An 8,647-nucleotide genomic window follows, 5' to 3' on the forward strand; every position below is an offset into this window, starting at 1 on the left:
GCTTCTGCCATGCTAGACCTCTCGCTGCTTTAAAAAAGCGACTTCAATATTGAAAATGGCGGGATTGTGGGGAACCCCTGCGTGCATCGAATTAGCCCTGCTTTTCCACCACGAGATCGTTGTCCTCGGCGAAGCGCAGCACGAAATCGAAGGCGTAGGGCGCCACTTCGCGCAGCCGCGCGTCGAGCACCACGCATTTCAGGTTGCCGATGATCATCGGGCACACGTAGGGCGAGTAACGCAGGTGCGTGTCTTCCTTTCGCACGCCGCGCGCGGGCGGACCGAAGCTCGACATCGCACCGGCGAGACGTTCCGACCAGTCGCTCGGCCGAAACGTCTTGCCTTTGTGGGTCACGCCTTGAATGACGTAGGCAGCGGGCTTCGCGCTATTCATCTGCAATTCGTTCATGGGCAAATCGATTCAGGCATCGCGGTAGAGCGGGCGCGCGGCGTTCAGGCCAGCGAGCGTTGGGGAACGGCGGCGCTGGCTGCTGCTGCTGCGTGGCGGCTCGTCGATTCCCATTGCGGCGGCGCGCTCAATTGCAGGGCTTCGCTGGTCGCATTCAACGACTCGTAAGCCTTGCGCGGATTCGCCGAAAGCAGCGTGCCGTAGCCCGGAATGATCTGGCGGATCTTCGCTTGCCATGCGGGCGTGCGCAGCCGCTCCTTGAAGGCCATGTCGAGCAGGTTGAGCATGATGGGCGCCGCCGTGGACGCGCCCGGCGAGGCGCCGAGCAAACCCGCGATACTGCCGTCCTTCGCACAGACGATCTCGGTGCCGAGCTTCAGCACGCCACCCTTGACCTTGTCGCGCTTGATGATCTGCACGCGCTGGCCGGCCTGCCAGAGCCGCCAGTCCTGCTGCTGCGCGCGCGGCAGATATTCCTGCAAGGTTTTCAGGCGATCCGCATCGGACAGCATCAATTGACCGGCGAGATATTTAATCAGCGAAAACTCGGAAAGGCCGACGCGCACCATCGGCACGATATTGTTCATGCGCGTGCTCGCGAGCAGATCGCTATACGAACCATTCTTGAGGAATTTGGTCGAGAAGGTGGCGAACGGGCCGAATAGCAGCGCCTTTTTGCCGTCGAGAATGCGCGTGTCCAGATGCGGCACCGACATCGGCGGCGAACCGACCGACGCCTTGCCGTAGGCCTTGGCGAAATGACGGCTCGTCATATCGGTATTTTCGGTCACGAGAAACGAACCGCCCACCGGAAAGCCGCCATATTCCTTCGCTTCGGGAATTCCGGCTTCCTGAAGCAGCGGCAGCGAACCGCCGCCCGCGCCAACGAACACGAAGCGCGCGTCGATACGGCGCGTTTGCGCGTGCGTGTTGCCCACGGTCACGCGCCAGCTGCCGTCGTCGTTACGCGCGATCTGCTTGACGTCGCTATTCAGAAGCAGATTGAAATTCGACTGGCTTTCCAGATAACGCACGAATTGATGGGTGATTTCGCCGAAATTCACGTCGGTGCCAATCGAGGACCACGTGGCCGCCACTTTCTGGCGCGAATCGCGGCCTTCCATCATGAGCGGCGCCCATTGCGCGATTTCCCGATGCGATTCCGAGTACTTCATGCTCTGGAATAGCGCATTGGTTTGCAGCGCTTCGTGACGCGCTTTCAGGAAACGCACGTTGTCGTCGCCCCAGACGAAACTCATATGCGGCGTGGTATTGATGAACGAGCGCGGCTGCTTCAGGATTCCGCGATTCACGCCCCACGACCAGAATTGCCGCGAGATCTGAAAGTCCTCGTTGATGCGCACGGCCTTCGCAATCTCGATCGAGCCGGAGGCATTGCGCGGCGTGTAGTTCAGTTCCGCGAGCGCCGTATGCCCGGTGCCCGCGTTGTTCCAGCCGTTCGAGCTTTCGGCGGCCACATCGCTGAGCCGCTCGATCATGGCCATTGACCAGCCGGGTTCGAGTTCATGGAGCAGAACGCCGAGCGTCGCGCTCATGATGCCGCCGCCAATGAACAGGACGTCGACTTTTTCGAATTCGTTTCCCGATTCGCCGTGCGCGTGAACAGAATGTTCGGGTCGCGTTAGCGTTTCTCGTTGTGCATTTTCCAAGATGGTCATTCGCCGGCGCCGAAGCGCAAGATGATTTCCACAATGGCTTCAACGGCGTCGAACCGCTGAAGCGTCGTATTGCCTGATCTCATCGAATCCATGCCCGCTGGTGCGCTATTAGGCGACAAGACAATGAATTCGGTGAGAACCGCTGAAACAGGCCGGACGAATCGCATGCCGCGATGTTGTCTGGCTGCCCGGAAGCGATGTTACGGCCTCGACCCTGCTACATATAGTCGCGGTCTGGAAATGGACCTTTACCGGTTATCTGTGAATATCGACGGCTTTCAATTTGTTATTTTTTCGATTTGCGCAGTGAAGTATTGCGAATCCGTTGACAGTCGATTGCCGATGCCGCGTTGGCGAAAACATCGGTTTTACGCGCTTCGCCAGCGCAACGCATGGAACGGACCCTTGCTTCAGGCAGACTTAATCGGTGCAGAGCGGAGAACTATAGTTCGCACTGTTGCGGCACTGTGACGCCGCCCGTCTGGAGAAAAGTCGTGAAAGTTCTGCATTGCCTCGTTATTGCCGTGTCCTTGTGTGCTGCTACCGCCCATGCACAGGGCAATCATGCGCAGCCGTCCGCTGCCGCCGAAAACGCAGTCGTGAATCAGGAAGGGGCGTCGGATCATGCGTTCGGCCGCGTCGACCATCACAAGCAAGGCGAAAAGAAAGACGAATGCGTCGGCCCGGTTTCGTTCTGCAATATCTATTTCGGAAGCTGATTCACTTTTTCGCCGTTGCGGAGAATGAAGTTGAATGACGCGAATACCTGGCGTGTTTGGGAAAACACTGTTGCGCAGCTTGGAAGAATCTCGTCGCCGCATGATGAGTTAGCACGGGAGAGGATCGCCGGGCAGCGCGACAACTGGACAGCGTGGAAGAAAAACACGCCGGCACGATCCGGCGTGCGCACGCTGGGTTCGTCGAGCTTCACGATTGTCGATCGCGTTTCCGATCGCTCGATTCTGATTTGCTGGTGCGACGCCACGCTCGGACATTACGCCGAGCAATTGTGGATCCGGGGCGTCGCGCGGCGTTCGACGCAATGCGTGTTGAGCGGCTTGCGGGTCAGACGCGGCGATATCGTTTATCGGCCTTGCACGCGCGGCCAGCGCTCCGTGAATTGCGAAGAAGTCGTGCTGGCTTTCATGGTGGACGGCGTGCCGGGCAGTATCAGCTAGTGCCGCGATCGGGCGTGACAGGCTCGCGCGTGCAAATAAAGAATAAGGGAAGGGCGCGAGTGTTGGTTTCGCCAACCCGAATCCCGCAGATCAAGCCGTTTATGAAGTTAAAGTCCATCACGCGCCGCGCGGCGCAGACGCTGAGTCTCGCCGCCTTGCTTGCATTGAGCGCGTGCGCCACGGCCAGTCGGCGCGAGGCCGACGATCCGCTCGAGCCGATGAATCGCGCCATGTTTTCATTCAACGAGCGTCTCGACCGTAGCGTGGCGAAACCGGTCGCGAGTGCCTATGCGCATGTGATGCCGGAGCCGCTGCAAACGGCGGTGGGCAATCTGTTTTCGAATCTCGGCGATGTCGGCAACTTCGTCAACGACCTGCTGCAGTTGAAAGTCACCGATGCCACCGAAGACCTGATGCGCTTCGCGATGAATTCGACCTTTGGACTCGGCGGCTTGCTCGATTGGGCCACGGCCGCCGGTCTGCCGAAGCATCATGAGGATTTCGGCCTCACGCTCGGCCACTATGGCGTGCCGGCCGGGCCGTATCTCGTGTTGCCGCTGTTTGGCCCGAGTTCCGTGCGCGATGCGGGCGGGCTGCTGGTTTCCAGCGCAATCAATCCCACGACCTTCATGCCGATCGCAGCGAGCACGCCGCTCTTTGGCGTGAACGTGGTGAGCAGCCGCTCGCATCTGCTCGGCGCCACCGATCTGCTGGAACTCGCGGCGCTCGACAAATACAGTTTCGTGCGCGACGGCTATTTGCAGAGCCGCGCCAATGCGCTCGACGACGGCAAGGCTTTGCCGAGTTACGACGATCCGTCCGAGCGGAGCGATAGCGCGCCGTCAGCCGCGCAAGACAGTGGCGCGGCGCAATCACAAACTGCACAGTAGAAAACGCGCGGTGCGGATTCAAAGTCCGAATCCGCACCGCGCGCCTATGCGCTGTTTGCGCGATTCGCGCCGATCAGAAAATCTTCCGCAACCCGATCGCCGCGCCCACGTTATTGCTGCGCCCGAGTTTGTCGACGGTGCCCGTGAGCGTATCGGTCGTGCCCGGATAGTCGGCGGCGAATGCGCCGGTGCCGCGCGAGAAGTCCGCCGTGCCGTAGATTTCCGTGTGCTTCGACAGCGAGTATTCCGCGAGCACGGTCGCCGAATAGTTGATGCCCGAACCCAGCGTGCCGTCGAGCCGCTCCGCATTGCGCGTGCGCCCGTAATAACCGGCGACGGTGATGAGCAAGGGCCGCGTCGCCTGCCAGTTCGCGCCGATATAAAGCGTGTCGTCGATACGGTTCGGGCTGCTGCCCGGCAGTTTCGGCGCGCCTGATTGCTGCATGTTGGCGTCCGTCGTGCCGGTCTGATCCTGTGCGCGTATCCAACCCGCGAGCAGGCGGATTGCGGGCGTGATCTGATACGCGCCGCTCACGTGCAGCAGGTTGATCTTCGCGCCGTTCACGATGCTGCCCGACGCGCTGCTCACCGACGTCTGCTGCCAGCCCGCGCCGAGCAGTGCCGGTCCGCGCGCATAACTCAATTCGATGCCGTAGCTGCTGCCGAGCCCGACCGATCCGGCGTGATTGCCGAAGCCGTAAATCGCATCGACGGTCAGTCCGTTGACGCTCAGCTTGTATTTGACGCTGTTGTTGATCGTCAGATACGGGCCGATGCCATTCCACATCCAGCTGTCCTGCCAGTAATTGCCGACGGTGAGCGGATCGAACACGTCGCCCATCGTGTCGTAGAGCGGCGCATATTGATTGCCGAGCGTGAGCGTGCCGTAGCGTTCGCTCGACAGACCGACATAGGCTTGCCGGCTGAATAACGTATTCGCGACGTGCATTTCGCCGCTATTCAATTCGAAACCATTCTCCAGGCGAAAGATCGCGGAGACGCCGCCGCCCAGATCTTCGCTGCCGCGCAAGCCCCAGCGGCTATGCGTTTCCGGGCCGACGGCCATGCTCATCAAGTCCTTGCCGTCGGCGGCGGCATTGGTTTGATAGCGCAGCGCCGTATCGACGATGCCGTACAAGGTCACCGAGCTTTGTGCATGGGCTGGCGTGGTGCTCGCGATGGCGGTCAGCGCGCCAAGCGCCCCTGAAATGACGACGTTTTTCATTGTATGTGTACGGTGTGGGGTCCAACGCCGATCGTTGCGATCGACGTCTCGATCTGCTCGTTCGAACGAGCGGACGGAGCATAGGGGTTCGGCTTTTTGCGAGAAATTGCAGTGCGCGAAGAAGTGCGTTGCACTGCGCGGAAGAATGGTTTGACGAGGGAGTCAGCGGCGAGGCGATGCGCGCTTCAGGCAGGGCACGCGCGCACGTTGTCATTCACGCGTGCTGGCGCAAGGGACTTTTCCTGCACACGCGGTTGACGAAGGCGAGGGAATCGGCGCGTTGAATGTGCGATGAAGAAAAGCAGACGGCCATGAACGATCGCGCATCAAGCGCCATCGCTCATGGCCGTATCGATCACACAGTCAGTACCACACGCTCGACGGCAACGCCGCGAGCACCGGCGGCGTGAGCGCGCCATAGTACGACGAGGTCGTGCCGCCCGCCGTCGTGCTGCCTGCACGGTCGGCGATCAGATGCGCGATCACACACTTCGTGCAAGGCGCCGGCGAGCAGAGGGAATTGGAATTGCACGCAGGCGTCGATTTGCCGTTTGCGCCGATCACGTAATCGATCTGCAGCGAGGCGAAGCCGACGACGGGCGTATCGCCGCCACCGCCGCTGCCGCTCATGACGGTGCCGTCGGCCACCACGGGCACCGTGACCATCAGCGGGGGCGTCAACGGGAAGTTGTTGTAGATCGACGATTCCACGCCGGGCTGGATCGAGATCTTCGTACCGGTGCCGATGGCCGGCCCGTTGCCCGAATTCATCAGGCAGTACGCGGTTTGGACGTTGCTCGGACTCATGCCTGCGCACGGACCGTAGGCGCTCGAATTCGAATCTATCGTGAGCGCGGTCCATTGCGCGGCAGCGCCGATGCAGTTCGACGGCGCGCCGTTGCCGATTTCGATTTCGGCGCCCGTGATCGGCTGGCCGTTCTTCCAGAACGCCGCGTTCTGATAGACGCACTGGTTCAGGGCGATCGGGAACAACGCGCCCGGCAGCGCGACGCCCGGCGCGGACACGACGGCCACCGACGTCGCGCTCGCCTGCAACGACGGCACGCCCACGAGCGCGCCGAGCACGAGCGGCAGATTCGCGCCGCCCGCGAGGCTCACCGTGACGATCACCGCGGGCTTGACTGTCGTCGAGGTGATGGTCTGCGGCAGCGACGACGGCACGCTCGACGGCACGTTGGCGACGTCCCAGTAACCGACGCTGATGGTTTGCGCGCTGGCCGCCTGGCCGTTGGCGTTGTTCGCCGAGGCATATTGCGTGGCGGCGGTGGTCGCGGCGGTCGTGGCGGTCGCCCAGACGGCGGGCACGGCGCTCGCCGCCAGCTGGCCCGGCAGTGTGCGCACGCCGGCGAGTGCGGCGGCGTCGGCGGCGTTCTGCAACTGATGACGCACGACGACCCAGCGTCCGATGTCGAGCGCCATCGCGGCGCAGCCGAGCAGCGTGATCAGCAGCAAGGCCACCTGGACGGCGACCGCGCCGCGCTCACGGCGCGCGCGGCGTCCCGTAAAGATCTTGTTCATGCTGTGGACTCCTCTAGTGCGGGCTTGCGCGCCGTTATTCGCAACTCATCATCGTTGACGAGGTCAGCGTGAGCAGGTTGTTGAACGCGGCCGGAAACGGGCTGAGCGCCGCGCCGAGCAAGAGTCCCTGAAACGTGTAGCTGACGGTCACGGTCAACGAATTGCCCGCACTGCAACCCACGCCCGTCGTGCAGCTGTTCGCCGCCGTGCAACTCGATAGCGTGACGCTGGGCTGATTCGACGAGTTGAAGTTGATCAGCATGGTCGTGAGGCCGCCCGTGGCGATCTGGCTGACCGTGGCGGGGGCCATATAGTAGGGCGTGCCCGTGGCGGTTTCGCCGAACGCCACGCCTTGCCTCACGGCCGCGCGGCTCGCGCTCGTGATGACCGTCTTGTCGTAGAGCACGAAGCCCAGCTCGACGATGCCGAACAGCAGGATCAGCAGCAGCGGCAGCACGAGCGCGAATTCGACGATCGCCGAGCCGCGTTGCCCTCGTTGCCCCCGTTGCCGTTGTTGCCGCTGCTGCCCGGAACTAGCCAGGCGTGCGCGCCCTGCGCCGTTGCTGCGATTCCCCCGCTGACCCGCAACCGTGCTGGAAGTCGCGGCACTCATGTACTTGTGCATGATTGGTCTCCTTTCTTGTAGGGCTGTCAGCACGTGCCGTGGCTTGCCGCTTGTCGGTGTCGCCCGCCCGGTCCGAGGGCGCACGGCTGTCAGTCCGAGCAAATCTATTACGAATTGCCAGTGGCTTGCGTGCGGAATCAAACCAATCGCGCAGAGAGTGGTGCGGTCTTCAAAAAATGTTTAATGGAAACGTTTCTATTTTTGGAGATGATCCAGTGCGTTCAGAACGGTCGTTATATTTTAATCGGCACATTATTTTTTAAGCGTTTCGCACGCTTCTGACGGAAAATGGATTGGTGGCGAGTTTTTATGCGGGTTTGTACGGTAATTTTCTGTGTCAACGCTAAAAAATAACCTGACTTTTGTTGATCGCTATATACCAGTTTATACGGCGACTGCATGAAAAAAAGCTTTTCTGGAGCGGCTGCGTCAGGCCTTCCTGTGATCTCTGGAACCCCCGTGCAGACTGGGATTGCTGCCTGAGCAAATATAAGCATGGTCGGTTATCGGCCGTGCGCGGAAAGAATTGATTGGGGAATTCCCTGAAGATTTTCGGTTTATCCGTCGCATCTCTGGATGATAATCAATCTCAATTTCAATTAATGCGCTAAAACGAAATCAGGTATTAATGGAAAACCCGGTTTATTGCCGTAAATCGCGATTAGCGTGCGAAAGCCAACATTAGACGAATTGCGGGGCGCGTAAAACGGAATCACCTGAGCGGCGCAATGAAAAACGAAGTGCGATCGCCCAGGAGACCTGAGGTAACTCGGGGGGGGATTAATCAAACTCAGGGAGTTAATCATGCAAGCACTTATCGCCGCGGCAAAGGGCTTCATCCAGGACGAGCGCGGCGCAACGGCCGTCGAGTACGGGATGATCGTCGCGTTGATCGCGGCAGTGATCGTGACGGTCGTCACGACGCTCGGCACGCAGATCAACAACGCGTTCACCGCGATCTCGACCGCGATGCCGAAGTCCTGACGACGAAGTGACGAAGAAGTAGGAAGGGTGGGGGCAGGGAGCATCCACTCAGTTTCGGGCAACAAATTACATTCCACATCCAAGGGGTTAATCATGCAAAAGCTTATCGCTACGGCAA

At 60.6% G+C, this 8,647-nt stretch carries 10 protein-coding genes; 4 read left to right on the plus strand and 6 right to left on the minus strand.

The genetic code is table 11. The features are described from left to right. Positions 1-91 precede the first annotated feature (91 nt). Entirely contained in the window at positions 92-394 is a 303-nt protein-coding gene (locus LDO54_RS15330; RefSeq protein WP_224011601.1) for a DUF3579 domain-containing protein, read from the minus strand. Positions 395-453: 59 nt separating this feature from the next. After that, positions 454-2,088, minus strand: coding sequence for a malate dehydrogenase (quinone) (gene mqo, locus LDO54_RS15335; protein ID WP_224011543.1), 1,635 nt, complete (start codon positions 2,086-2,088; stop codon positions 454-456). 494 nt (positions 2,089-2,582) lie between these two features. Between mqo and LDO54_RS15340 the strand changes: the two genes are divergently transcribed. From LDO54_RS15340 to LDO54_RS15350, 3 genes are all read left to right on the plus strand, one after another. Beyond that, positions 2,583-2,807 carry a hypothetical protein gene (locus LDO54_RS15340; protein ID WP_224011544.1) on the plus strand — a complete coding sequence of 75 codons (225 nt, stop codon included), beginning with the start codon at positions 2,583-2,585 and terminating at the stop codon, positions 2,805-2,807. Between the two features lie 30 nt (positions 2,808-2,837). Further along, positions 2,838-3,266, plus strand: coding sequence for a DUF3331 domain-containing protein (locus LDO54_RS15345; protein WP_224011545.1), 429 nt, complete (start codon positions 2,838-2,840; stop codon positions 3,264-3,266). A 101-nt stretch (positions 3,267-3,367) separates the two neighbouring features. After that, on the plus strand, positions 3,368-4,156 hold the full coding sequence (locus LDO54_RS15350; protein WP_436975595.1) for an MlaA family lipoprotein: 789 nt from the start codon (positions 3,368-3,370) through the stop codon (positions 4,154-4,156). A gap of 73 nt (positions 4,157-4,229) precedes the next feature. On the opposite strand, the gene LDO54_RS15355 is transcribed toward LDO54_RS15350, so the two are convergent. The 4 genes from LDO54_RS15355 to LDO54_RS15370 form a co-directional block, all read right to left on the minus strand. Next, the gene (locus LDO54_RS15355; RefSeq protein ID WP_224011546.1) at positions 4,230-5,381 is read right to left on the minus strand and encodes a porin; all 1,152 of its coding nucleotides are present in this window, start codon (positions 5,379-5,381) and stop codon (positions 4,230-4,232) included. A gap of 363 nt (positions 5,382-5,744) precedes the next feature. After that, positions 5,745-6,920, minus strand: coding sequence for a pilus assembly protein TadG-related protein (locus tag LDO54_RS15360; RefSeq protein WP_224011547.1), 1,176 nt, complete (start codon positions 6,918-6,920; stop codon positions 5,745-5,747). A gap of 34 nt (positions 6,921-6,954) precedes the next feature. Beyond that, positions 6,955-7,545 carry a TadE family protein gene (locus tag LDO54_RS15365; RefSeq protein WP_224011548.1) on the minus strand — a complete coding sequence of 197 codons (591 nt, stop codon included), beginning with the start codon at positions 7,543-7,545 and terminating at the stop codon, positions 6,955-6,957. Positions 7,546-7,778: 233 nt separating this feature from the next. Then, a complete protein-coding gene (locus LDO54_RS15370; protein WP_224011549.1) occupies positions 7,779-8,042 on the minus strand; it encodes a hypothetical protein in 264 nt (87 codons plus the stop codon). 307 nt (positions 8,043-8,349) lie between these two features. Here LDO54_RS15370 and LDO54_RS15375 point away from each other — a divergent pair, with 307 nt between their 5' ends. Next, on the plus strand, positions 8,350-8,529 hold the full coding sequence (locus tag LDO54_RS15375) for a Flp family type IVb pilin (RefSeq protein ID WP_224011550.1): 180 nt from the start codon (positions 8,350-8,352) through the stop codon (positions 8,527-8,529). Positions 8,530-8,647: the final 118 nt, after the last annotated feature.

Origin of the sequence: Paraburkholderia tropica (assembly GCF_914484835.1) — a bacterium.
Taxonomy (GTDB): Bacteria; Pseudomonadota; Gammaproteobacteria; order Burkholderiales; family Burkholderiaceae; genus Paraburkholderia; species Paraburkholderia tropica_A.